We start from the raw sequence: 26965 nt of genomic DNA on the forward strand, positions 1-26965 counted from the left end.
GGTTCGCTACGAGGCCAGCAGCGCGTCGTGCTCGTGGATCGCGGCCACGACGTGGTCGAGGTGTTCCGGGGCGTCGACGTAGACGACCGGGAACGGGAACTCGAACCCGTCGCGGGGCAGGGTCGGGCCGAGCACGACGCCGAGCCGGGTGCCCATGCGACGCATCTGGCCGCTGAGGTGGTCGGTCCGCACGGGTTCGACGACGTTGCGGCTGAACTCGCCGCGGACCAGCGCGGCGCTGTGCAGGACGCGCGGCTCCAGCGAGGAGCACATCGGCACCCGCGGGTCGGTGAAGTCCATGGTGGCGGCGAGCCGCGCGACGACGTCCCGCGCCCGGTGCCGCAGCGGGCTGTGCACGGCGACCTCCTCCTCGCTGAAGACGAAGTACTCCGCGGGGTAGCCGGCGGCCAGGTCGTCGAGGGCGTCGCGGTAGCCGCTGAGCAGCAGCATGCGGAAGGCGCCGCTGGTGTGCATGCCGAAGTCGCCGCTGAACCACACGCCGGGGCGGGTGCCGTAGAAGTCCTCGTACGTCTGGCCCAGCGGCAGCACCACGGCGGCGCACCCCTCGGGCCGGTCCGGCCGCTCGGGGCCGTCGTCGGGGCCGGTGTGGGCGAGCAGTTCCATGACCTGACGGCGGGGCACGGCGCCGGCCAGGGCCGCGGCGACCATGGCGCCGAGGCTGATCCCGCCGACGATGGCCGGCCGGACGCCCCGCTCCCCCAGCACGTCGGCGATGCCGAGCATGGCCGCGGCGAGCCCGATCGACGTCGTACGGGCGCGCAGCGACTCGTCCTCCACCAGCCGGACGAGCAGCCGCGCCTCGAAGCCGGTCCACTCGGCCGCCTTCGTGTACATGTCCCGCACGGCGGTGCACTGCTCGTACAGTGCGATGAGCCCGGCCGGTTCGTAGTTGAGGTTCTTCTGACCAAGGATGAACGCGACGCTCACGGCGGCTCCTCTCAGGCCGTCCACGCCGGCGGGCGTTGGTCGGCGGCGAATCGTTCGAGCTCGCCGACGACCGCCGCCGGCGCCGGCCGGGCCAGCGCCTCGTCGCGCAGCGCCGCCGCACCGGCGGCGAACCCGGGCTCTTCCACCAGCCGCCGGACCGCGTCGCGCACGACCTCGGGGCTCGCGGTGTGGTGCGGCACCAGCAGGCCGGCACCGGCGCGCTGGAGGCCGGTGCCGCGCAGGGTCTGATCGGCCACCGGGGTCGACACGCACAGCTGCGGCACGCCGTGGACCAGCGCGGTGGCGTAGCTGCCGAAGCCGCCGTGGTGGATCAGGGCGGCGCAGCTGGGCAGCAGCGCGTGCAGCGGCACCGACTCGACGACACGGGCGTTGCCCGGGACCGTCGCCAGCTCGCTCACCTGTGCCGGCAGCAGGGCGGCGACGACCTCGACGTCGAGGTCGGCCAGCGCCTCGAGGATCGAGGCCTTCGCCACGTAGTCGCCGCCGTAGCGTTCGGTGTTCGCCGCGCCGAGGCTCAGGCACACCCGGGGCCGGTCCGGTGGCTCGGCCAGCCAGTCCGGCACGACGGCGGGGCCGTTGTAGGGCACGAACCGGATCGGCACCCGGCGCACGTCCGACGGTACCGACAGCCGCTCGGGCAACGGGTCGAGTGTCAGCTGGCCGGCGACGAGATCCTCGGTGAAGGCGCCGCCCAGCTTCTCGGCGCGCCCGCCGAGCCACTCCGCCATCGGGTCGTGCCGCTGCTCCAGCGGCTGCTCGTCGCGCAGCCCGGCGAACAGCTGCCGCTTCATCACCCACACGTCGGCGAAGCACATCGAGCGCACGTGCGCCGCGCCGGCGGCCCGGGCGGCGATCGGGCCGGCGTACGTCAACGGGTCCCACACGACGAGGTCGGGCCGCCAGTGCCGGGCGAACGCCACCAGGTCGTCGATCATCGGCTCGTTGTAGTACGCGAAGCCCCAGGCCCCCATCTGCGCCCGCTCCAGCTCCCGCTCCCAGGTCAGCTTCGCCGGGTCGAGCTCGCTCCAGTCGACCGGCTCGACCTCCTGCGACTCGCGGTGCTGCGCCATCGCCGAGCTGATGTTGCTGTTGTCGCCGACCCCCACGGCGGTCATGCCGGTACGGGCGATGACGTCGGTGAACGCGGGCGAGCTGGCGACCCGCACCTCGTGGCCGGCGGCCCGCATCGCCCATGCCAGTGGGGTCATGCAGAACAGGTGCGACTTCTCCGGCAGGGTGGCGAACAGGACGCGCATGGCGGCTCCTTCGGCTTCAGGCGCTCTTCAGCGCCGCGGTGACCAGGGCGAGCACGGCCGGCTGATGGTCGGCGAGGAAGAAGTGGCCGCCGTCGAAGACGTGCACCACGGCCGGCCCGGTCGTGTGGTCGCGCCAGGCGTCGGCCTCGTCGACGGTGACCTTCGGGTCGTCGCGCCCGGTGAGGACGGTGACCGGGCAGCACAGCGGCGGCCCCTCCCGGTAGACGTAGGTCTCGGCCGCCCGGTAGTCGTTGCGGATGATCGGCAGCACCATCCGCAGCAGTTCCTCCTCGCCGAACACCCGGTTGTCGGTGCCGCTCAGCGAGCGCATCTCGGCGATGATGCCGTCGTCGTCACGGCGGTGGACGTGCTCGTCCCGCGGCCGGGACGGCGCCCGCCGGCCGGAGGCGAGCAGGTGCACCGGGTGCAGGTCCCGGGCCGCGAGCCGGCGCGCCACCTCGAACGCGACCGTCGCGCCCATGCTGTGGCCGAACAGCGCGAACGGCCGGTCCAGCCAGGGCAGCAGGGCCTCGGCGCAGCGGTCGGCCAGCACGTCGACGCTGTCGACGAGCGGCTCGTGGCGGCGCTCCTGCCGGCCCGGGTACTGCATGGACAGCACGTCGACGTCCGCGCCCAGGCCGGCGGCCATCGGCAGGAAGTACGGCGCGGAGCTGCCGGCGTGCGGGAAGCACACCAGCCGGACCGGGGCGTCGGGGTGCGGATGGTAGCGGCGCACCCACGTGTCGCCGGTGGTGGTCGGGGAGGTCGTGGTTGTCATCGTTCTGCCCTTTCCGGCGCGACCGCGCTGTCGACCCACCGCCGGACCGCCTCCGCGGTCGTGCCGGCGTGGTGCTCCATCATCGTGAAGTGGTTGCCGGGCACGTCGATCGTCGTGTCCGCGTCCTGCCACGAGGTCTGCCACTCCTCGCGGCTGTACGGCCCGTCCGGCCCGGCGGCCACGATCGGCTCGGAGGAGCGCAGCAGCAGCGACGACGCGGCCAGCGGCGCCGGGCGCCAACCGGCGAAGAGGTCGAAGTACCAGCTCATCGCGGTCAGGCGGGCGGAGTCCAGTGTCGCGAAGAGGCCCTGCCGGTCGAACATGCCGTCGATGAGCTCGGCCTGGAACTTCGCCAGCGGCGAGTCCTCGGTCGCCGGGTACGTGTCCAGCAGCACGACCCCGGCCGCCGGGGTGCCCAGCTCCTGCAGGCGCGACGCGGCGGCGTGGGCGAGCAGCCCGCCGCCGGACGAGCCGAGCAGCACGGCCGGGCGGCCGCCGACACACTCGCCGACCAGTTCGGCCTGCATGTCGGTGACGGTCTCCCACGTCGCCGGGAGCCGCTCGCCGGTCAGGAAGCCGGGCACCGACAGCGCCCAGACGTCGAACGTCTCCCGGAAGCCGGCGGCCAGCCGCGCGTACTGGTGGACGCCCGCGAGCGCCACGAACGAGCTGAAGCAGACGAGGACCGGCCGCTCGGCCGCGCCGGAGGCCAGCTTCACCGGCTGCAGCTCCCGGCCGAAGTCGGCCCGGGTCTTGAAGGCCGGGCGCAGCGCCGCCGCACTGCGCAGCAACGCGTAGCCCTGGTCGACCTGCCCGTTGCGGCAGGCGGTGCGGAACAGCGCGCCGATGCCGTCCTCCTGGGCGGCCGGGGGCCCGGCCGCAGCCGGTGCCGCAGCCGGGGTCTGCGCCGTGCCGGCCAGCTCGCCGAGCAGGTGCGCGGCGAGCGCGGCGGGCGTCGGGTGGTCGAACACCAGTGTCGGCGGCAGCCGCAGTCCGGTCGCGGCGCCGAGCCGGTTGCGCAGTTCCACGGCGGTCAGCGAGTCGAAGCCCGCCTCGAGCAGGCTCTGCGCGGGCTGGACGGCGTCGGGCGTGGTGAAGCCCAGCACCGTGGCGACCTGTGTCCGGATCGCCTCCAGCAGCAGTGCTTCCCGCTCCTCGGCGCTCCGACCGGCGAGGCGGTCGAGCAGCGACACCGGTGCGGCCGGGCCACGCGCCGCGGTGCGGCGGGCCGGGCCACGGACGAGGCCACGCAGCAGCGGCGCCACGCCGTCACCCAGCTCGCGCAGGGCATTCGCGTCGACGCGCATCGGCACCGCGAGCGGCTCGGCGCGGCCCAGCGCGGCGTCGAACAGGGCCAGGCCACGGGCGGCGTCGAGGGGCACCAGGCCGCCGCGGGACATGCGCCGCACGTCGGCGTCGGACAGCTCGCTCGTCATGCCGCTGCCGGTCACCCACGGCCCCCAGGCCAGGGCGGTGGCGGGCAGGCCGCGGGCGGCGCGGCCGGCGGCCCACGCGTCGAGGAACGCGTTCGCCGCCGCGTAGTTCGCCTGCCCGGCGCCGCCGACCATCCCCGACACCGAGGAATACACGACAAACGCGGCCAGGTCGTGGCCCGCGGTGAGCGCGTCGAGGTGGGTGACGGCGTCGACCTTGGGCCGCAGTACCGCGGCGAGCCGGGCCGCGTCGAGGGTGCCGACGGTCGCGTCGTCGAGCACGCCGGCGGTGTGGACGATCGCGGTCAGCGGCCGGTCGGCCGGGATCGCGGCCAGCAGGCCGGCCACGGCGTCCCGGTCGGTCACGTCGCACGCGGCGACGGTGACCTCCGTGCCGTGCCCGGCCAGCTCGGCACGCAACATGTCCGCACCGGCGGCCCGTTCCCCGCTCCGGCTGGCCAGCAGCAGGTGCCGCACGCCGTGCCGGGTCGCCAGGTGGCGGGCGAGCTCGGCGCCGAGCCCGCCGGTGCCGCCGGTGACGAGCACCGTGCCGTCGGGCCGCCACGGCGCGGGCAGGGCCTCGGGCACGGTGAGGACGACCTTGCCGACGTGACGGGTCTGGCTGATGTAGCGGAACGCGTCGCGGGCCCGCCGCACGTCGGCGGCGGTGACCGGCAGCGGTTCCAGGACGCCCCGGTCGAACAGCGTGACGAGCTCCCGCAGCATGGCGCCGATGCGGTCGGGCCCGGCCTCGATGAGGTCGAAGGCCTGGTACTCCACGCCGGGGTGGGCGGCGGCCACCGCGTCGGCGTCCCGGACGTCGGTCTTGCCCATCTCGAGGAACCGGCCGCCGCGCGGCAGCAGCCGCAGCGAGGCGTCGACGAAGTCCCGGGCGAGCGCGTTGAGGACGAGGTCGACGCCCTCCCCCGCGGTCCGTGCCAGGAACTCGCCGGCGAAGCCGAGGGTCCGCGAGGAGGCGAGGTGGTCCGCGTCGACGCCGAGGCCGTGCACGACCGGCCACTTGCCCTGGCCGGCGGTCGCGAAGACCTCCGCGCCGAGGTGGCGGGCCAGCTGGACGGCGGCCATGCCGACGCCGCCCGCCGCGGCGTGCACCAGCACCCGCTGGCCGGGCCGCAGGTCGCCGAGCTCGACGAGGGCGTAGTAGGCGGTGAGGAACACCAGCGGTACCGACGCCGCCCGGGTGTCCGACCAGCCGTCGGGCACCGCGACGACCATGCGGTGGTCGGCGACGGCGACGGGGCCGAACGCGCCGGGGAACATGCCCATGACCCGGTCCCCGACGGCGAATCCGCTGACGCCGGGCCCGACCTCGGTCACGACACCGGCGCCCTCCTGGCCCAGCGCGCCGGCCTCGCCCGGATACATGCCGAGCGCGTTGAGCACGTCGCGGAAGTTGACGCCGGCGGCCCGGACCCGGATGCGCACCTGGCCGGGGCGCAGCGCGCCGGTGGCCTCCTCGGCGGGTTCGAGGGCGAGCGTCTCGAGGGTGCCCTGGGCGCCCACGGCCAGCCGCCACGCGCCGGCACCGGCGGGCGGCACGAGCTCGTCGTGGCCGCTCACCTGGGCGAGGCGGGGCACGCGGACGGTGCCGTGCTGGATCAGCAGGTCGTCCTCGTCGCTGTCGAGGGCGGCCGGCAGGACGGCGAGGGACTCGGCGGACGTGTCGAGATCAACGAGGGCGAAGCGGCCGGGGTTCTCGGACCGGGCCGAGCGGACGAGCCCGTGCACGGCGGCCGCGGCCGGGTCGCGGACGTCGTCGCCGACGGCGCCGCGGGTGAGGAACACCAGCCGCGACGCGGCGAACGCCGGCGCGTCGAGCCAGGCCCGCACCGCGTCGAGGGCCCGCGCGGTCAGGGCGTGTGCGGCCTGCGCCGGGTCCGCGGCGAGGCGGCCGGAGCACACGACGAACACCGCGGCGGGCACGGGTGCGCCACCGGCGGCGGCGCCGGCCAGGGCGGTGAGGTCCGCGTACGACTCCAGGTGCACCCCGGCGGCGTCGGCGGCGGCGCCGAAGCCGAGCGGGTCCTCGCCGACGACCGCCCACCGCAGGGCCCGGGGTTCGCCGGGGGTGAGCCGAAGCGCCGGCCAGTCGAGTCGCAGCAGCCCGTCGGGGACCTCCGCTGTGGACGGTACGGCCGCCGCGAGCTCGCGCAGCGTCAGCGACGCGACGGTGGCCACCGGGGCGCCGGCCGGATCGGTGACGTCGAGCGACACCGCGTCCGGGCCGAGCGTCCGCAGCGTCACCCGCAGCCGGGTGGCGCCGGTGGCGTGGACCGTGACGCCGGACCAGGCGAACGGCAGCCGGCCGCGGTCGGTCCGGCCGAGGCCGGTGAACGCGACCGCGTGCAGCGCGGCGTCGAGCAGGGCGGGGTGCGCGGCGTACCGTCCGGCGTCCTCGTCGGCCGGGGCCGGCAGTACGACCTCGGCGTGCACGTCGGCACCGGCCCGCCACACGCCCCGCAGGCCGCGGAAGACGGGTCCGTAGCGGAACCCGGCCTCGGCGAGGCCCTCGTAGAAGCCGTCGAGCGGGACGGGCGCCGCACCGGCGGGCGGCCACACCGCCGCCGCTCCGCTCGTGGGGCCCGGCCCGTCCTGGGCCAGCACGCCCGTCGCGTGCAGCGTCCACGGCTGGTCGCCGCCGGCGGTCCTGGCGTGCACGGTGACCTGGCGGCGACCGCTCTCGTCGGCCGCTTCGGCGCGGACCTGCACCTCGACCGCGCCCCGCTCGGGCAGCGGGAGCGGCGCGGCGAGCGTCAGCTCCTCGACGACCGGGCAGCCCGCCTCGTCGCCGGCGCGCAGCGCCAGTTCCAGCAGCGCCGTGCCGGGCAGGATCGCGGCGCCGGGCAGGGCGTGGTCGGCGAGCCACGGGTGGGTCCGCAGCGACAGCCGGCCGGTGAGCAGGACGGTGCCGGCGTCGGCGAGGGTGACGGCGGCGCCGAGCAGCGGGTGGCCCGCCGCGTCCAGCCCGGCGGCGGTGAGGTCGGTGCCGGCCGCCGTGCCGGTGCGGGGCCAGTACCGCTGCCGCCGGAACGCGTACGTCGGCAGGTCGATCACCCGGGCGCCGGGAACGGTGAACGCGGCCCGGCGGTCCGCACCGGCACCGGCCGCGACGAGCTGCGCGACACCGCGCAGGAACGCCTCGTCCTCCGGCCGGTCGCGGCGCGACAGGGCGACGCAGAGCGCGTCGCCCGGCAGGTCGTCCTGAGCCATCGCAGTGAGCACGGCGTCCGGCCCCACCTCGACGAACCGGGTGTACCCGGCGGCGCGCAACGCGGCGACGCCGTCGGCGAAGCGGACCGCCTCCCGCACGTGGCGCACCCAGTAGCCGGGGTCGGTCAGTTCGGCGGCGGTGGCGAGCGCGCCGCTGAGGTTGCTCACGACCGGCAGCCGCGGCGGTGCGTACGTGACACTCGCGGCGACCCGGCCGAAGTCGGCCAGCATGCCGTCCATCCGCGGCGAGTGGAACGCGTGGCTGACCCGCAGCCGCCGGGCGCGGCGGCCGGCGGCGGTGAAGTGCGCGGCGATCCGCTCGACGGCCGGCTCGTCGCCGGAGACGACGACGGCCGAGGCGCCGTTGACGGCCGCGATCCCGGCGGTGTCGTCGAGCAGCGGCCGGACCTCGTCCTCGGTGGCCTGCACGGCGACCATGGCGCCGCCGCCGGGCAGCGCCTCCATGAGCGCGGCGCGGGCGGCCACCAGCCGGCAGGCGTCGTCGAGGTCGAAGACGCCGGCGACGTGGGCGGCGACGAGCTCGCCGACGGAGTGGCCGAGGACCGCGTCGGCGACCAGCCCGACGGACTCGGCGAGGCGGAACATCGCCAGCTCGAACGCGAACAGCGCGGGCTGGGTGAAGCCGGTGCGGTCCAGCAGCGGCCCGCCGGCGAAGGCGACGTCACGCAGCGGCCGGTCCAGCGCCGTGTCGAACCGGGCGCAGGCGGCGTCGAACGCGGCGGCGAAGACGGGGTACCGGTCGTACAGCTCCCGCCCCATGCCCTCGCGTTGCGCGCCCTGGCCGGTGAACAGCACCGCCGTGCGCCCGGACCGGGCCGGCGCGGCCCGCAGGACAGCCGGGTGGCCGGTGCCGGCGGCGACGGCGCGCAGCCCGGCGATCAGCTCGTCGCGGTCCGCGCCGACGACGGCGGCCCGGTCGGCGAGCAGCGCCCGCCCGGCGGCGAGGGTCGCGGCGACGTCCTCCGGCCGCTCGCCGGGGTGGTCGTCGAGGTGCCCGGCGAGGGCGGCGGCCTGGGCGGCGAGCGCGTCGGCGCCGCGGCCGGACAGCATCCACGCGACGGCCTGCCCGGTGCTCTCCGGGGTCGCCTCGGCGGGGTCCGGGGCCTCTTCCAGGATCAGGTGGGCGTTGGTACCGCTGATGCCGAACGCGGACACGCCCGCGCGCCGGGGCCCGGCCCCGGACTGCCAGTCGACGGCCCCGGTGAGCAGCCGGACGGCCCCGGCGGTCCAGTCGACGTGCTGCGACGGCGTCCCGGCGTGCAGGGTCGGCGGCAGGACGCGGTGCCGCAGCGCCTGGACGGCCTTGATGACCCCGGCGACGCCGGCGGCGGCCTGGGTGTGGCCGATGTTCGACTTGACCGAGCCCAGCCACAGCGGGCGGTCCGGATCGCGGTCCTGGCCGTACGTCGCGAGCAGCGCCTGCGCCTCGATCGGGTCGCCGAGGGAGGTGCCGGTGCCGTGCGCCTCCAGCAGGTCCACGTCGGCGGGGCGCAGGCCCGCGGTGGCGAGGACCTGCCGGATGAGCCGCTGCTGCGCCGGGCCGTTGGGCGCGGTGAGCCCGTTGCTCGCGCCGTCCTGGTTGACCCCGCCGGCGCGGATGACCGCGAGGACCCGGTGGCCGTTGCGGCGCGCGTCGGAGAGCCGTTCGAGCAGCACCAGCCCGGCGCCCTCGCCCCAGTTCGTGCCGTCGGCTTCGGCGGAGAACGCCTTGCACCGCCCGTCGGCGGCGAGGCCGCGCTGCCGGCTGAAGGCGATGAACGAGCCGGGTGTCGTCATGACCGTCACGCCGCCGGCGAGCGCCAGTTCGCACTCGCCGTTGCGCAGTGCCTGCGCGGCCCAGTGCATGGCGACCAGCGACGACGAGCAGGCCGTGTCGACGGTGACGGCGGGGCCTTCCAGGCCGAGGGTGTAGGAGATCCGGCCGGACATGACGGCCGCGGTGTTGCCGGTGCCGACGTACCCCTCGTCGAACGCGGAGGCGGCGGCGAGGGTGGCGATGTAGTCCTGGCCGTTGGTGCCGGCGAACACGCCGATCCGCTCGCCGCGCACCGAGCCGGGGTCGATCCCGGCGCGTTCGAACGCCTCCCACGCGACCTCCAGCAGCAGCCGCTGCTGCGGATCCATGGTCAGCGCCTCACGCGGCGAGATGCCGAAGAACTGCGGGTCGAAGTCGGCGACGCCGTCGAGGAAGGCGCCCTCGCGGACATAGGAGGTGCCGGGGTGGTCGGGATCGGGGTCGTAGAGCGCCTCGGTGTCCCAGCCCCGGTCGGCCGGGAACGGGGTGACCGCGTCCCCACCGCCGGCGACGAGGTCCCACAGCGCCTCCGGCGACCGCACCCCGCCGGGGAACCGGCAGCTCATGCTGACGATGGCGATGGGCTCGCCGGACCGGTCGCCGGCCGGCGCGACGACGGCGGCGGGCCCGCCGCCGAGTTCACCGCCGAGTTCACCGGCGAGGTGCTCGGCGAGTGCCGCCGCCGTCGGGTGGTCGAACAGCAGGGTGGCCGGCAGCTTGAGGCCGGTGGTGGCGTTGAGCCGGTTGCGCAGCTCCACGGCGGTCAGCGAGTCGAAGCCGAGGTCGCGGAACGCCTGTCCGGCGTCGACCGCGTCCGCGCCGGTGTGCCCGAGGGCCGTCGCGGCCTCGGTCCGCACCAGGTCGAGCAGTTCCGCGACCCGGTCGGCGGCGGCGAGGCCGGCCAGCCGGTCGCGCAGCGTCCCCGCGGCGGCCGTGGCGGCCGGGTCGTCGGCGGCGTCGAGCGCGGCGACCGCCGGCAGGTCGCCGAGCAGCGGGCTGGGCCGCGAGCCGGTGAAGCCGGGCGCGAACTTCGCCCAGTCGACGTCGGCGACGGTGACGGCGGTCTCGTTCAGGTCGAGCGCGCCGCGCAGCGCGGTCACCGCCCGGTCCGGGTCGAGCACGCGCAGGCCACGCCGGCGCAGGAACTCCTCGGTGCCCTCCTCCGCGGTGACCATACCACCGCCGCCCCACGGGCCCCACGCGACGGCGGTGCCGGCGAGGCCGCGGGCGCGGCGGTGCTGCGCGACCCCGTCGAGCACGGCGTTGGCGGCGGCGTACGCGGCCTGGCCGCCGCTGCCCCAGGTCGCCGAGATCGATGAGAACAGCACGAACGCGTCGAGCTCGCGGTCGCCGAGAAGTTCGTCGAGGTGCCGGGCACCGGCGGCCTTCGGCGCGTAGACGGCGCCGAAGTCGGCCGGCGACATGCCGTCGAGGACCGCCGACTGGGGAACGCCGGCGGCGTGGACCACGACCCGCAGGTCGGGCAGCGTGCCGAGGAGTGCGGCGACGGCGGCGCGGTCGGCGACGTCGCAGGCGGCGACGGTGACCCGGGTGCCCAGCGCGGTGAGCTCGTCGCGCAGTTCGGCCACGCCGGGTGCGCCTTCACCGCGCCGGCTGGTGAGCACGAGGTGCTCGGCGCCGCTGCCGGCGAGCCAGCGGGCGACGTGGGCACCGAGCGCGCCGGTGCCGCCGGTGACGAGGGCGGTACCGCGGGGCCGCCATGCCTCGCCGGTGCCGCGATCGGGGGCCGGCGCGTGGACCAGCCGGCGGACGAAAACGCCGGACGGCCGGATGGCGAGCTGGTCCTCGGCCTGGCCGCTGAGGACGGCGGCGAGCCGCTGGGCACTGCGTTCGTCAAGGGTCGCGGGCACGTCGACGAGGCCGCCCCAGAGCTGCGGGTACTCCAGGGCGGCGGCCCGGCCGAGGCCCCACACCCCGGCCTGGACCGCGTCGCGCAGCGGGTCGGACGCGCCGATCGACACGGCGCCGCTGGTGACGCACCACAGCGGCGCGTCGAGGCCGAGGTCGGCGAGGGCCTGGACGAGGGCCGTGGTGGCGGCGAGCGCGGCGGGGACCTCCGCGGCGCCGGGCTCGGCGAGGGCCATCAGCGACACGATGCCGGCGAGGCCGGCGGGCTGTTCCCCGAGCAGCGCGGCCAGCGTCTGGCGGGAGTCACCGGCCGACGCGGCGACCGTGACCACCGTGGCGCCCGCGCGGCGCAGCCCGGCGACCACCCCGTCGAGGTGGCCGGTGCCGCCGGGGTGCACGACGAGCCAGGTGCCGGTGAGGGCGGATTCGGGTTCGTCGGCGGGCCGCCAGCGGATCCGGTACCGCCACGCGTCCACCGTGACGCGTTCGTCCTTGCGGCGCCGCCAGGCGGTCAGGGCCGGCAGCAGCGGCGCGAGCGCGTCGGCGTCGACCTGGAGGGTGCCGGTGAGGGCGGCGACGTCGGCCCGCTCGACCGCGTCCCAGAACCGGGCGTCGGCCGGGTCGGCGGCGGTGGTGCCGGTCGGCGCCGTCTCGATGGTCGGCCAGTACCGCTGCCGCTGGAACCCGTACGTCGGCAGCTCGACCACGGCCGCGTTGCCGAACATCTTGGTCCAGTCCGGCGACCAGCCGCTCACGTGCGCCCTGGCCACGGCCGTCAGGAACGTGGTCACCTCGTCGCGGCCCTTGCGCGCGACCGGGATCCCGTCCTCGACCAGGGCCGACAGCACCCCGTCGGGTCCGACCTCCAGGAACCGGGACACACCGGAAGCCCGCAGCGTCGCCACACCGTCGGCGAACCGCACGGTCCCCCGCACCTGCCGCACCCAATAATCCGGATCCGTGAAATCCCCATCAGCAGCCGGCACCACCGGAATGACCGGCTCACGCACCGGGACCGCCGCGACCACGGCCCGGAACTCCTCGAGCATCCCGTCCATGCGGTGGGAATGGAACGCGTGCGAAACCCGCAACCGCTTGGACTTCACGTTCAACGACGCGGCCACCGCCTCGACGGCATCCTCGTCACCGGAAAGCACCACCGCATCCGGACCGTTCACCGCAGCGATCGAGACACCGTCGACCAGCGCCGCCCGGACCGTAGCCTCGTCCGCCTGGACGGCGATCATCGCGCCACCCGACGGCAACGCCTGCATCAACCGGCCACGAGCCTCCACGATCCGGCAGGAACCTTCCAGGTCCCACACCCCGGCCACATGCGCCGCGGCCAGCTCACCGATCGAGTGTCCCAGCAGGAAGTCCGGCTTCAGGCCCCACGACTCGAGCAGCCGGTAGGCGGCCACCTCAAACGCGAACAACGCCGGCTGCGTCCACCGCGTCTCGTCCAACACCGCGCCGTCAACATCCCGCAGACCCTCGATACGGTCACAGACCGCGTCATACGCCGCTGCGAACACCGGGAACGCCTCATACAACCCCCGGCCCATCCCCGACCACTGCGCACCCTGACCCGTGAACAGCATCGCGGAGGCTCCCTTGCGCGCCTGACCGCGGATCACCGTCTCGCCCAGCAGCACGGCTCGGTGGTCGAACTGCGTGCGGGTCGTGGCCAGGGAGAACCCGACGTCCACCGGGTCGGCGTCGACGGACCGCAGCCGCTCGACCTGCGCGTCGACGCCCGCCTCGGTCCGGGCGGACACCGGCCACGGCACGACGGGCAGGACCTCCCGGTCCGCCGCGGCGGGCTCGGCCTCGGGCGCCTGCTCCAGGATGACGTGCGCGTTGGTGCCGCTCATGCCGAACGACGACACGCCCGCCCGCCGCGGCCGCCCTGCCGACGGCCACTCCCGCGCCTCGGTGAGCAGTTCGACGGCGCCGGCCGACCAGTCGACGTGCGGCGACGGCTCGGTGACGTGGAGGGTCGGCGGCAGGACGCCGTGCCGCAGCGCCTGGACCATCTTGATGATCCCGGCGACACCGGCGGCGGCCTGCGGGTGGCCGATGTTCGACTTCAGCGAGCCGAGCCACAGCGGACGGCCGGGGTCGCGGCCCTGCCCGTACGTGGCGAGGAGGGCCTGCGCCTCGATCGGGTCGCCCAGCGGGGTGCCGGTCCCGTGCGCCTCGACGGCGTCGACGTCGGCCGGCGCGAGGCGGGCGTTGGCGAGAGCGCGCCGGATGACCCGCTGCTGCGCGGGGCCGTTGGGTGCGGTGAGGCCGTTGGAGGCGCCGTCCTGGTTGACGGCGCTGCCCCGGATGACGGCGAGGACCCGGTGCCCGAGCCGCCGCGCGTCCGAGAGGCGTTCGAGGACGACCATGCCGGCGCCCTCGGACCAGCTGGCGCCGTCGGCGGCGGCGGAGAACGGCTTGCACCGCCCGTCGGGGGCGAGGGCCCGCTGACGGCTGTAGTCGATGAGGGACACCGGGGTCGACATGACCGTCACGCCGCCGGCGAGGGCGAGGGTGCAGTCGCCGGCGCGCAGCGACTGGATCGCCCAGTGCAGGGCCACCAGCGACGAGGAGCAGGCGGTGTCGACGGACACGGCCGGCCCTTCGAGGCCCAGGCTGTAAGCGATCCGGCCGGACAGGACGCTGAACGAGTTGCCGCTGCCGATGAGCCCTTCGGCCCGTTCCTTGGCGAGCATGAGAAGGCCGACGTAGTCCTGGTAGGTGACGCCGGCGAAGACGCCGGTCTGGCTGCCGCGCAGCGCGACCGGGTCGAACCCGGCGTGTTCGAGTGCCTCCCAGGAGAGCTCCAGGAGGATCCGGTGCTGGGGGTCCATCGCCAGGGCCTCGCGGGGCGAGATGCCGAAGAAGGCGGGGTCGAAGTCGCCGGCGTCGTGCAGGAACCCGCCGCCCTGGGCGTAGCAGGTGCCGGGGGCGTCCGGGTCGGGGTTGTAGAGGGCCTCGAGGTCCCAGCCCCGGTTGGTGGGGAAGCCGCTGATCGCGTCGCCGCCGGACAGGACGAGGTCCCACAGGTCGTCGGGGGTCTGCACGCCGCCGGGGAAGCGGCAGCCGAGGCCGACGATGGCGATCGGCTCGTCGACGGTGGCGGGCGCGACGACCGGCGCGGTGTCCGCCTCGGGCCGGCCGAGCAGTTCGTGGTGCAGGTGGGTGGCGACGGCCGCCGGGGTGGGCCGGTCGAACACGAGGGTGGCGGGCAGGCGCATCCCGGTCGCCTCGGTGAGGGCGTTGCGCAGCTCGACGGCGGTGAGGGAATTGACGCCGAGGTTCTTGAACGGCTGGTCGGCGTCGACGTCACCGGCGTCGGCGTAGCCGAGGACGGCGGCGGTCCGTTCCCGGACGAGGTCGACGAGCAGCTGCTGCCGGTCCGGTTCGGCGAGACCGGCGAGCCGGCCGGCGAGCCCGTCGGCGGGCGGTGCGGCGGCGGCCGTGGTGGCGGCCCGGCGGCGGGCCGGTGCGGCGGCGCCGGTGACGGTCTCCGGCCGGTCGGGCCGCACGGCGGGGACCGTGGTGGGGCGCATGACGAGCGCGTCGGCGGTGGCGACCGGGGCGCCGGTGGGGTCGGCGAGCAGGACGGTGACCGTGCCGGGGCGGCCGGTCGCGGTCAGCCGGACCCGGAGCCGCTCCGCGCCGGTGGCGTGGAGGGTGAAGCCGTTCCAGGCGAACGGCAACAGGTCGCCGTCGAGGCCGGGCAGGGCGCCGAGGGCGAGGGCGTGCAGTGCCGCGTCGAGCAGGGCGGGTCGCAGGCCGAAGCCGGCATCGCCGGGCTGCTGCGGCACCTCGACCTCGGCGTAGACGGCGCCGCCGGTTTTCCAGGCGGCGCGGAGGCCGCGGAACGCCGGGCCGTAGGCGAAGCCGGCCTCGGCCCACCGCTCGTACAGGGTGTCGACGGGGACCGGTTCGGCGCCGGCCGGCGGCCACTGGCCGAGCGGGTCGGCGGTGGGCGCCGGGCCACGGGTCAGGGTGCCGTGGGCGTGCCGGGTCCAGCCGGCGCCACCGGTCCGGCTGAACAGGGTCACCGGGCGGGCGCCGGCAGCGTCGGCGGGGCCGACCGCCGCCTGGAGCTCGACGGTGCCGTCCGCCGGTACGGGCAGCGACGTCTCCACGACGAGTTCGTCGACCCGGTCGCAGCCGACCTCGTCGGCGGCCCGGACGGCGAGGTCGACGAGGACGGCGCCGGGCACGTAGGCGACGCCGTGGACGACGTGCTCGGCGAGCCACGGGTGGCGCTGGAGGGTGGCCCGGCCGGTGAGCAGGACCCCGTCCCCGCCGGCGACGGGCACGGCCGCGCCGAGGAGCGGGTGGTCGGTGGCGCGCTGGCCGAACGCGGCCGGGTCCGTGCCGCCGGTCGGGCCGTCGAGCCAGTACCGCTGCCGCTGGAACGCGTACGTCGGCAGGTCGGTGCGGCGGGCCCCGGCGAAGACCTTGGCCCAGTCCGGCGACCAGCCGGTCACGTGCGCCCTGGCCACGGCGGTCATGAAGGTGGTGGCCTCGTCGCGGTCCTTGCGGGCGACGGGGATGCCGTCGTCGACGAGTGCGGACAGGACGCCGTCGGGTCCGGCTTCCAGGAAGTGGGTCACGTTGCGGGCGCGCAGGGTGGCGACCCCGTCGGCGAAGCGGACGGTGCCGCGGACCTGCCGCACCCAGTAGTCCGGATCCGTCATGTCCCCGTCACTGGTCGGCACGACCGGAATGACCGGCTTGCGCGCCGGGACCGCCGCCACCACGGTCCGGAACTCGCCCAGCATGCCGTCCATGCGGTGGGAGTGGAACGCGTGCGAGACCCGCAGCCGCTTGGTCTTCACGTTCAGCGCGGCGGCGACGGCTTCGACGGCTGCTTCGTCGCCGGAGACGACCACCGCGTCCGGCCCGTTGACCGCGGCGATCGAGGCGCCGTCGACCAGCGCGGCCCGGACGGCGTCCTCGGACGCCTGCACCGCGATCATGGCGCCGCCGGGCGGCAGCGCCTGCATCAACCGGCCGCGCGCTTCGACGATCCGGCAGGCACCTTCGAGGTCCCACACCCCCGCGACGTGCGCGGCGGCCAGCTCACCGATCGAGTGCCCCAGCAGGTAGTCCGGCGTCAGGCCCCACGATTCGAGGAGCCGGTAGGCGGCCACCTCAAAGGCGAACAACGCCGGCTGGGTCCAGCGCGTCTCGTCCAGCGCCGGGCCGTCGACGTCGCGCAGGCCTTCCACCAGGAAGCAGACCTCGTCGTAGGCCGCCGCGAACACCGGGAACGCCTCGTACAGGCCGCGGCCCATGCCGGGGCGCTGCGCGCCCTGACCCGTGAACAGGATCGCCGACCCGCCCTCGCGGACCTGACCCCGCACGACCCCGGCGCCGTCGAGGTGGCCGAGGCCGGCGAGAAGCGCGGCTCGCTCGGCGCCGAGCACCACGGCGCGGTGTTCGAGGTGCGCGCGGGCGGCGCCGAGCGTGGCGCCGACATCGTCGGGGTCGAGGTCCGTGCGTTCCGTGACGAGGGCGCGGAGCCGGTCGGCCTGGTCCCGCAGTGCGCGGGTGCCGCGGGCGGACAGCGGCCACGCCACCACCGGCAGGCCGGGCCCGGGGAGGACGTCCGCCTGCTCGGGTGCCGCTTCGAGGATGACGTGGGCGTTGGTACCGCTGACGCCGAACGCCGACACCGCGGCGCGCCTGGGCCGCTCGACCGCGGGCCAGTCGCGCGCCTCGGTGAGGAGCTCGACCGACCCGGCCGACCAGTCCACCTTGGACGACGGCGCGGTGACGTGGAGCGTGCGGGGCAGGTGTGCGTGTCGCAGGGCCATGACGGTCTTGATGACCCCGGCGACACCGGCGGCGGCCTGGGTGTGGCCGATGTTCGACTTGACCGAGCCCAGCCACAGCGGACGATCCGGCGAGCGGTCCTGTCCGTAGGTGGCGAGGAGGGCCTGGGCCTCGATCGGGTCACCGAGCGTGGTGCCGGTGCCGTGTGCCTCGACCGCGTCCACTTCGGACGCCTCGAGCCCGGCGGCGGCGAGCGCGGCGCGGATGACACGCTGCTGTGACGGGCCGTTGGGTGCGGTGAGGCCGTTGGACGCGCCGTCCTGGTTGACCGCGCTGCCCTTCACGACGGCGAGGATCGGGTGGCCGTTGCGGCGGGCGTCGGAGAGCCGCTCGACGAGCAGCAGGCCCACGCCCTCGCCCCAGCCGGTGCCGTCGGCGTCGTCGGCGAACGCCTTGCAGCGGCCCTGCGCGGCGAGCCCGCCCTGGCGGCTGAACTCGGCGAAGACGCCGGGCGTGGCCATGACGGTGACGCCGCCGGCGACGGCCAGGCCGCACTCGCCGCGCCGCAGCGCCTGGACGGCGAGGTGCAGGGCGACCAGCGACGAGGAGCAGGCGGTGTCGACGGTGACGGCCGGGCCTTCCAGCCCGTACGTGTAGGAGAGCCGGCCGGACAGGACACTGCCGGAGTTCCCGGTGAGCAGGTGCCCGGCGAGCTCGTCGGGGACGGTGGTGAGGCCGGCGGCGTAGCCGGACGGCGACGCGCCGACGAACACGCCGGTCGGGCTCCCGCGCAGCGCGGCCGGATCGAGGCCGGCCCGCTCGAACAGCTCCCACGACGTCTCCAGCAGCAGCCGCTGCTGCGGGTCCATCGCGAGCGCCTCACGGGGCGAGATGTTGAACAGCCCGGCGTCGAACAGCGCCGCGCCGTCGAGGAAGCCGCCCTCGGTGGTCGTGCTGCGGCCGTCCGCGGACGGCCCGTACAACCCCTTGATGTCCCAGCCCCGGTCGGCCGGCATGGCGCCGACGGCGTCGGTGCCGGCCTCGACCAGGCGCCACAGGTCCTCGGCGGAGCCGACGCCGCCGGGGAACCGGCAGCTCATCGCGACGATCGCGATCGGCTCGTCAGCTCGTTCCGGCACTGCGGCCGCACCCTCCGGGCCGGCCGCGGCGCCGAACAGCTGCGCCCCGAGGTGGGCGGCGACGTCACGTGCGGTCGGGTGGTCGAACACCAGCGTGGCCGGCAGCCGCAGCCCGGTCGCGGTGACGAGCCGGTTGCGCAGCTCGACGGCGGTGAGCGAGTCGAAGCCGAGGTCGCGGAACGGCCGGGACGGTTCGACGGTGCCGGTGTCCTGGTGCCGCAGCACCGCGGCGGCCTCGGCCCGGACCAGGTCGAGCAGGGCCGCGTCACGCTCGGTGGCGACGAGCGGGGCGAGCCGGTCGCGCAGGGCGTTCCCGGCGGCACCGTCGGCGGGCGCGCCGGCCGCGGCGGTCAGGTCGGCCACGCCGGGCAGGTCGGCGAGGAGCGGGCTCGGCCGCGCCGCGGTGAAGGCGGGGACGAACCGCGCCCAGTCGACGTCCGCGACCGTGATGACGGGTTCGCGTCCGGCGACGGCCCGCTGGAGCGCGGCGAGGGCCGTGTCCGGTGACATGGGGCGGATGCCGCGGCGCAGCAGGGCGTCGCGGGAGGTGTCGTCGGCGGCCATGCCGCTGCCGGCCCAGGCGCCCCACTGGACGGAGGTGGCCGGGTGGCCCTGGCCGCGCAGTTCCTGCGCGACCGCGTCGAGGACGGCGTTGCCGGCGGCGTAGGCGGCCTGCCCGCCGCTGCCCCAGGCCGCGGCGATCGACGAGAACAGGATGAACGCGTCGAGGTCCCGGCCGGCGAGGAGCGTGCCGAGGTGGCGGGCGCCGGCGGCCTTGCCGGCGTAGACGGCGGCGAAGTCGTCGAGGCTCATGCCGGGCAGCGGCTGCGACTGCGGCAGGCCGGCCGCGTGGACCACGGCGCGGACCGGTGGGCCGTCGCGTTCGACGGCGGCGAGCATGCCGGCGACGGCGGAGCGGTCGGCGAGATCGCACGCCACGACCGTGACGGCGGCGCCGAGCGCGGCGAGGTCGGCCGTGAGTTCGGCGGCGCCGGGTGCGTCCGGCCCGCGGCGGCTGACCAGGACGAGCCGTTCGGCGCCGCGGCCGGCGAGCCAGCTGGCGACGCGGGCGCCGAGTGCGCCGGTGCCGCCGGTGACCAGGACGGTGCCGGTGGGCCGCCAGTCGTCGGTGCCGGCCGGGGCCGGTGCGGGGGTGAGGCGCCGGACGAGTGTGCCGGAGGCGCGGACGGCGACCTGGTCCTCACCGGTGCCGCCGGCGAGGACCGCCGCGAGCCGGCGCACGGCGGCGGTGTCCGTCCCGTCGGGCAGGTCGACGAGGCCGCCCCAGCGGGTGGGCTGTTCCAGGGCGACGACCCGGCCGAGGCCCCAGACGGCCGCCTGGTCGACGGCGCGCACCGGGTCGGCGGCGCCGGTGGAGACGGCGCCCGCGGTGAGGCACCACAGTGGAGCGTCCACGGCGAGGTCGTCGAGCGCTTGGGCGAGCAGGAGGGTGGCGGCGGTACCGGCGCGCAGGGCCGGGACGTCGGCGCGGGGCCGGTCGTCGAGGGCGAGCAGCGACAGGACACCGGCGGGGCCGGCGACCCCGGCCACGGCGGCCGAGAGGGCGGCCCGGTCGGCGGTGGCGGCGTCGACCGGTACCACGGCCAGGTCGACGCCGAGCGCGGCGAGCCCGTCGAGGACCGTGGCTCCCGTGTCGCCGGAGACGAGCGCGATCCACCGTCCGTCCGGTCCGGGGCCGGGTGCGGAGGTCAGCGGCTTCCAGACGGTGCGGTACCGCCACACGTCGGCGGTCGCGCCGGTCCGCTGTTCGCGGTGCCAGGTCACGAGCGCCGGCAGCAGCGGTTCGAGGACGGCGTGGTCGACGTGGAGCGCGTCGGCGAGCCCGCCGGCGTCGGCCCGCTCGACCGCGTCCCAGAACCGGCTGTCGTAGGCCGTGGCGGCGCCGGTCGGGCCGGGGACGAGCGTCGGCCAGTAGCGCTCGTGCTGGAACGGGTAGGTCGGCAGCGGTACGGCCGGTGCGCCCGTCCCGGCGAGGACCGCGCTCCAGTCGGCGGGACCGCCGTGGGTCCACAGCTGGGCGAGGGAGGCGAGGACGCGGGCCGGACCGCCGTCGTCGCGGCGCAAGGTGCCGGTGACAACGGCGTCGGCGCCGAGGTCGTCGAGTGTCTCCTGGACCCCGACGGTCACCACCGGGTGCGGGCTGACCTCGACGAACGCGGTGTATCCGGCGGCGGCGAGCGACCGTACGACCGGCTCGAACGCGACCGTGTGACGCAGGTTGGCGTACCAGTACCCGGCCGACCCGACGGTCAGCCCGGCGTGGTCACCGTCGACGGTGGAGCGGAACGCCACCGCACCGTCGCGGGGCACGACCGGGGCGAGCACGTCGAGGAGCGTGCCGCGGATGGCCTCGACGTGGGCGGAGTGCGAGGCGTAGTCGACGTCGATCCGGCGGGCGCGGACGTCGTCGGCGGCGCAGGCGGCGAGCAGCCCGTCGACGGCGTCGACGTCGCCGGAGACGACGATGGAGGCCGGGCCGTTGACGGCGGCGACGGAGAGCCGGCCGTCCCAGGCGGCGATGCGCCGCTCGACCTCGGCGAGCGGCGCCGAGACCGACATCATGCCGCCGCGGCCGGACAGCGCGAGCAGCGCCTTGCTGCGCAGCGCGACGACCCGGGCCGCGTCGTCGAGCGACAGGACCCCGGCCACGCAGGCGGCGGCGATCTCGCCCTGGCTGTGCCCGACGACGGCGGACGGTTCGACGCCCCGGGCGCGCCACACGGCGGCGAGCGACACCATGACGGCGAAGAGGACGGGCTGGACGACGTCGACCCGGTCGAGCGAGGCCGCGCCGGGCTCGCCGCGCAGGACCGCGGTGAGGCGCCAGTCGACGTGCGGCGCGAGCGCCGCCTCGCACCGGGCGATGTGGTCGGCGAAGACCGGCTCCGTGTCGAGCAGGCCGAGCGCCATCCCGGCCCACTGCGAGCCCTGACCGGGGAACAGGAACGCGACCTTGCCGGCCGGGCGGGCACGGCCGGTGACGACGTCGCCGGACGGGGCGCCGTCGGCGAGGTCGCCGAGCGCCCGGAGCAGCGCCTCGCGGCCGGTGCCGACGACGGCGGCGCGGTGCTCGAGCGCGGCCCGGGTGGTGACCAGCGCATGGCCGACGTCCACCGCGTCGAGTCCGGGGTGTTCGACGACGTACGAGCGGAGCCGGCCGGCCTGCGCGCGCAGTGCCTCGCCCGTGCGTGCGGACAGCAGCCACGTGACGGCGGGCGGCACGGCGGCGGGTTCTCCCGGCTCGGGCTCGGCCGCGACCGGGGCTTCTTCCAGGATGACGTGGGCGTTGGTACCGGAGACGCCGAACGACGAGACGCCGGCGCGGCGCGGCCGGTCCGTGACCGGCCAGTCGCGGGCCTCGGCGAGCAGTTCGACGGCGCCGGCCGACCAGTCGACGTGTGACGAGGGTGCGGTGACGTGCAGTGTGCGGGGCAGGGTGCGGTGCCGCAGGGCGAGGACCATCTTCATCACCCCGGCGACACCGGCAGCGGCCTGGGTGTGACCGAGGTTCGACTTCACCGACCCCAGCCACAGCGGACGGTCCCGGTGCTGCCCGTAGGTCGCCAACAGCGCCTGCGCCTCGATCGGGTCACCCAACGCCGTGCCGGTACCGTGCGCCTCGACCACGTCCACCTCGGACGCCTCGAGCCCGGCGGCAGCCAACGCCGCCCGGATCACCCGCTGCTGCGACGGACCGTTCGGGGCCGTCAGCCCGTTGGACGCACCGTCCTGGTTGACCGCGCTGCCCTTCACGACGGCCAGGACCGGGTGACCGTTGCGCCGCGCGTCCGACAACCGCTCCAGCAACAGCAGGCCGACACCCTCGCCCCAGCCGGTGCCGTCCGCGTCGTCGGAGAACGCCTTGCACCGCCCGTCGACGGCCAGGCCCCGCTGCCGGCTGAATTCCACGAAGAGGCCGGGTGTCGACATCACGGTGACGCCACCGGCGACGGCCAGGCCGGACTCGCCCCGTCGCAGCGACTGTACGGCCAGGTGCAGCGCCACCAGCGACGAGGAGCATGCGGTGTCGACGGTGACGGCGGGTCCTTCGAGCCCGAACGTGTACGAGATCCGGCCCGACACGACACTCGCCGCGTTGCCGGTGCCCTGGTAGCCCTCCACGTTCTCGGTGCCGTGCGCGAGGACGGCGGGGTAGTCCTGCCCGTTGGTGCCGACGAAGACACCGGTGGGGGTGCCCTTGAGGGAATGCGGGTCGACACCGGCCCGCTCGAACACCTCCCACGCCGTCTCCAACAGCAGCCGCTGCTGCGGATCCATCGCGAGCGCCTCGCGGGGCGAGACGCCGAAGAACCCGGCGTCGAAGCCGGCGACCTCGTCGAGGAACCCGCCGACCCGCGTGTACGACGTGCCGATACGGTCCGGGTCGGGATCGAACAGCCCGTCGAGGTCCCAGCCCCGGTCGGCCGGAAACTCGCCGAGCCCGTCGCGGCCCGCGGCGAGCAGCTCCCACAGGTCCTCCGGCGTGCGGACCCCGCCGGGGAACCGGCCCGCCATCGCCACGATGGCGATCGGCTCGTCGGCCGGGGCAGCGGTGCGCCCGGCGCGGCTTCCGCCCGGGTCCTCGCTCGGCCCGACCAGCTGTTCCAGCAGGTACCGGGCGAGGCCGGTCGGCGTCGGGTAGTCGAAGACGAGCGTCGAGGGCAGCGTGAGACCACCGGCGGCGGCGAGCGTGTTGCGGAACTCGACGGCGGTGAGCGAGTCGAAGCCGAGGTCGCGGAACGCCCGGTCCGGGCCGACGGCGGCCGGGTCGGCGTGGCCGAGCACCGCGGCGGCCCGCTCGCGCACGATGTCGAGCAGCAGCGCCTCACGCTCGCCGCCGGGCAGGGCGAGGAGCCGGTCGGCGAGAGAGCCGCCGCTGTCCGGCCGCCCGGCGACCGCGGGGAGGAGCTCTTCGATGAGCGGTGCGGGCCGGTTGGCCGTGAACGCCGGCCCGAACCGGTCCCAGTCGACGTCGGCGACGACGGGGTTCGCCTCGGTGCCGGTGGCGGCGCGGGCGAGTGCGGTCACCGCCAGGTCGGGCGGCATCGGCCGCACGCCACCGCGGCGGTGCCGCTCGGCGACCTCGTGGCCACCGGCCATGCCGTCGCCGGCCCAGGTGCCCCACGCGATGGAGACGGCGGGCAGCCCGGCCGCACGGCGCCCGCGCGCGATCCCGTCGAGCGCGGCGTTCGCGGCGGCGTAGTTGGCCTGCCCCGCCGAGCCCACGGCTCCGGCGAACGACGAAAACAGCACAAACGCGTCCAGCCGCAGACCACGGGTCGCCTCGTCCAGGTGTCGGGCGCCGTCGACCTTCGCCGCCGCGACCGCCGCCATCCGCTCCGGCGTGAGCCCGTCGATGACACCGTCATCAACGACCCCCGCCGCATGCACCACCGCCGACGGAACGTACCGGCCGACCAGGTCATGCACCGCCTGCCCGTCCGTCACGTCACAGGCGGCGAACACCACCCGCTCGTCGTCCGACACACCACCCCGGCGGCTCGCCAGCACCACCCGCTCCGCACCCGACGCGAGCAGCCACCCGGCGACATGCCCACCCAACGCACCCGTGCCACCCGTGACCAGCACCGTGCCACGCGGCCGCCACTCCGGACCGGTGACCACGGCCCGCACCAACCGCCGCCCCGACGCAACCCCGTCGCGGATCCTCACCTGATCCTCGGCACCACCGAGCACACCACACAACGCGACAAGATCCGCAGCAGACGGCTCGGCCGGCAGGTCGACCAGACCACCCCACCGGTCCGGGTACTCCAACGCCGCGACCCGCCCGAGACCCCACACATCGTCAGCGCCGCGGGTGACACACCACAGCGGCGCGCTGACACCCGCCTGCACCACCGCCAACGCCGCCACCGCATCGTCAACGAGCGCGACGACACCGGCGACCTCGCCGATAGGGATTTCGTGCGGCGACGACACCACCACCGGCACCGCACCCGCCGCCGTAAGTGCCTCAGCAATCGGAACGGCGCCGGCGCCCACCACGGCCCAGCGACCAGCCAGCCGTCCGGTTACAGCCAGCGGCTTCCAGATCTCGCGGTAGCACCAATTATCCACAGTGGACTTCGGGTGCAACGTGGGCCAGTACCGTTGCCGCTGGAAGGCATACGTCGGCAGCTCGACCACAGCCGCGTTGCCGAACACCCGCGTCCAGTCCGGCGACCACCCGCTCACGTGCGCCCTGGCCACGGCCGTCAGGAACGTGGTCACCTCATCGCGGCCCTTGCGCGCCACAGGAATGCCGTCCTCGACCAGGGCCGACAGCACCCCGTCGGGTCCGACCTCCAGGAACCGAGACACACCGGAAGCCCGCAGCGTCGCCACCCCGTCAGCGAACCGCACGGTCCCCCGCACCTGCCGCACCCAATAATCCGGATCCGTGAAGTGCCCGTCGCCGGCCGGCACCACCGGAATGACCGGCTCACGCGCCGGCACCGCCGCGACCACGGCCCGGAACTCCGCCAACATCCCGTCCATACGTGCGGAGTGGAACGCGTGCGACACCCGCAACCGCTTAGATTTCACGTTCAGCGAGGCGGCAACCGCCTCGACGGCATCCTCATCACCGGACAGCACCACCGCATCCGGACCGTTGACTGCGGCGATCTCCGCACCGTCAACCAACGCAGCCCGCACGGCTTCTTCGGAAGCCTGCACCGCGATCATCGCGCCGCCGGACGGCAGCGCCTGCATCAACCGGCCACGCGCCTCCACGATCCGGCACGCACCCTCAAGATCCCAGACTCCAGCCACGTGCGCGGCGGCCAGCTCACCGATCGAGTGCCCCAGCAGATAGTCAGGTGTGAGACCCCACGACTCGAGCAGCCGGTAAGCGGCCACCTCAAACGCGAACAGCGCCGGCTGCGTCCACCGGGTCTCGTCCAGCACCGGACCTTCAGCGGAACGCAGACCCTCGATCTGGTCGCAGACCGCGTCATACGCCGCCGCGAACACCGGGAACGCCTCATACAACCCCCGGCCCATCCCCGACCACTGCGCACCCTGACCCGTGAACAGCATCGCGTTCCTGCCGTCACGGACCCGGCCGCGCACCACCGTCCCGCCGAGCAACACGGCGCGGTGATCAAACCGGGCACGGGTAGTGGCCAGGGAGAACCCGACGTCCACCGGATCGGCGGCGACGGACCGCAGCCGCGTCACCTGAGCGTCCAGCCCCGGCTCGGTGTGGGCCGACACCGGCCACGGGACGACCGGCAGCACCGCCCGGGACGGCTCCGCAGCCGGCTCGGGCTCGGGTGCCTGCTCCAGGATCACGTGCGCGTTGGTGCCGGAGACGCCGAACGACGAGACGCCGGCGCGGCGTGGGCGCTCCACGGCCGGCCAGTCACGTGCGGAGGTGAGCAGCTCGACGGCGCCCGCCGACCAGTCGACGTGTGACGACGGCGCGGAGACGTGCAGGGTCGGCGGGAGGACGCCATGCCGCATCGCCTGGACCATCTTGATGATTCCGGCGACACCGGCGGCGGCCTGGGTATGACCGAGGTTCGACTTGACCGACCCCAGCCACAGCGGGTGATCCGGCGAGCGGTCCTGTCCGTAGGTGGCGAGGAGGGCCTGCGCCTCGATCGGGTCACCCAGCGCGGTGCCGGTGCCGTGCGCCTCGACCACGTCCACCTCGGAGGCCGCGACACCCGCCGCGGCCAGCGCCGCCCGGATCACCCGCTGCTGCGACGGACCGTTCGGGGCCGTCAGCCCGTTGGACGCACCGTCCTGGTTGACCGCGCTGCCCTTCACGACGGCCAGGACCGGGTGACCGTTGCGCCGCGCGTCCGACAACCGCTCCAGCAACAGCAGACCGACACCCTCACCCCAGCCGGTGCCGTCCGCATCGTCGGAGAACGCCTTGCACCGCCCATCAACGGCCAGGCCCCGCTGCCGGCTGAACTCCACGAACACGCCCGGCGTCGACATGACGGTCGCACCGCCGGCGACGGCGAGGGAGCATTCCCCGCGCCGCAGCGCCGTGGTGGCCAGGTGCAGCGCGACCAGCGAGGCGGAACAGGCGGTGTCGACGGTGACGGCGGGTCCTTCGAGCCCGAACGTATACGAGATGCGCCCGGAGACGACGCTGGCCGCGTTGCCGGTGCCGAGGTAGCCCTCGACGTTCTCTTCGGCCCGGGTGAGCAGGTTCAGGTACTCCTGGCCGTTGGTGCCGACGAACACGCCGGTGGGAGTGCCCTTGAGGGAGTGCGGGTCGAGGCCGGCCCGCTCGAACAGCTCCCACGACGTCTCCAGCAGCAGCCGCTGCTGCGGGTCCATCGCGAGGGCCTCGCGGGGCGAGATCCCGAACAGCTCGGCGTCGAAGCCGGCGACGCCGTCGAGGAACCCGCCGACCCGTGCGTACGTGGTGCCCTGCCGTTCGGGGTCGTCGTCGAACAGGGTGCCGAGGTCCCAGCCACGGTCGGCCGGGAAGCCGGTGAGGGCGTCCCGGCCGTCGAGCAGGAGCCGCCACAGGTCCTCGGGTGACCGTACGCCGCCCGGGAAGCGGCAGCCCATCGCGACGATCGCGATGGGCTCCTGCTGTGCGGCCTCCAGCTCACGGAGGCGGAGACGGGTCTGGTGGAGGTCGTTGGTGACCCACTTCAGGTAGTCCCGGAGCTTGTCCTCGTTCATGACAACCCCAC

The 26965-nt window shown here is 75.6% G+C and carries 4 protein-coding genes; all 4 read right to left on the minus strand.

Going from position 1 to position 26965, the window contains the following annotated elements; all coding sequences use genetic code 11:
• Positions 1-6: 6 nt before the first annotated feature.
• Genes Dfulv_RS29070 through Dfulv_RS29085 form a run of 4 tightly spaced genes read right to left on the minus strand, consistent with a single transcriptional unit; the run spans position 7 to position 26954 of the window.
• The gene (locus Dfulv_RS29070) at positions 7-948 is read right to left on the minus strand and encodes a hypothetical protein (RefSeq protein ID WP_259856809.1); all 942 of its coding nucleotides are present in this window, start codon (positions 946-948) and stop codon (positions 7-9) included.
• A gap of 11 nt (positions 949-959) precedes the next feature.
• Positions 960-2225, minus strand: a complete 1266-nt coding sequence (locus tag Dfulv_RS29075; RefSeq protein ID WP_259856810.1) for an activator-dependent family glycosyltransferase — start codon at positions 2223-2225, stop codon at positions 960-962.
• A gap of 16 nt (positions 2226-2241) precedes the next feature.
• Complete coding sequence (locus Dfulv_RS29080) at positions 2242-3003, minus strand: thioesterase II family protein (RefSeq protein ID WP_259856811.1); 762 nt, start codon at positions 3001-3003, stop codon at positions 2242-2244.
• Positions 3000-26954, minus strand: a complete 23955-nt coding sequence (locus tag Dfulv_RS29085; RefSeq protein ID WP_259856812.1) for a type I polyketide synthase — start codon at positions 26952-26954, stop codon at positions 3000-3002. Before Dfulv_RS29085 ends, Dfulv_RS29080 begins: the two co-directional genes overlap by 4 nt.
• Positions 26955-26965 lie beyond the last annotated feature (11 nt).

Origin of the sequence: Dactylosporangium fulvum (assembly GCF_025137375.1) — a bacterium.
GTDB lineage: Bacteria > Actinomycetota > Actinomycetes > Mycobacteriales > Micromonosporaceae > Dactylosporangium > Dactylosporangium fulvum.

What these genes read in the sequence shown, in the direction of transcription:
- Dfulv_RS29075 (WP_259856810.1), bottom strand. Translation starts at nt 2,225, where the DNA reads ATGCGCGTCCTGTTCGCCACCCTGCCGGAGAAGTCGCACCTGTTCTGC.
- Dfulv_RS29080 (WP_259856811.1), bottom strand. Translation starts at nt 3,003, where the DNA reads ATGACAACCACGACCTCCCCGACCACCACCGGCGACACGTGGGTGCGC.
- Dfulv_RS29085 (WP_259856812.1), bottom strand. Translation starts at nt 26,954, where the DNA reads ATGAACGAGGACAAGCTCCGGGACTACCTGAAGTGGGTCACCAACGAC.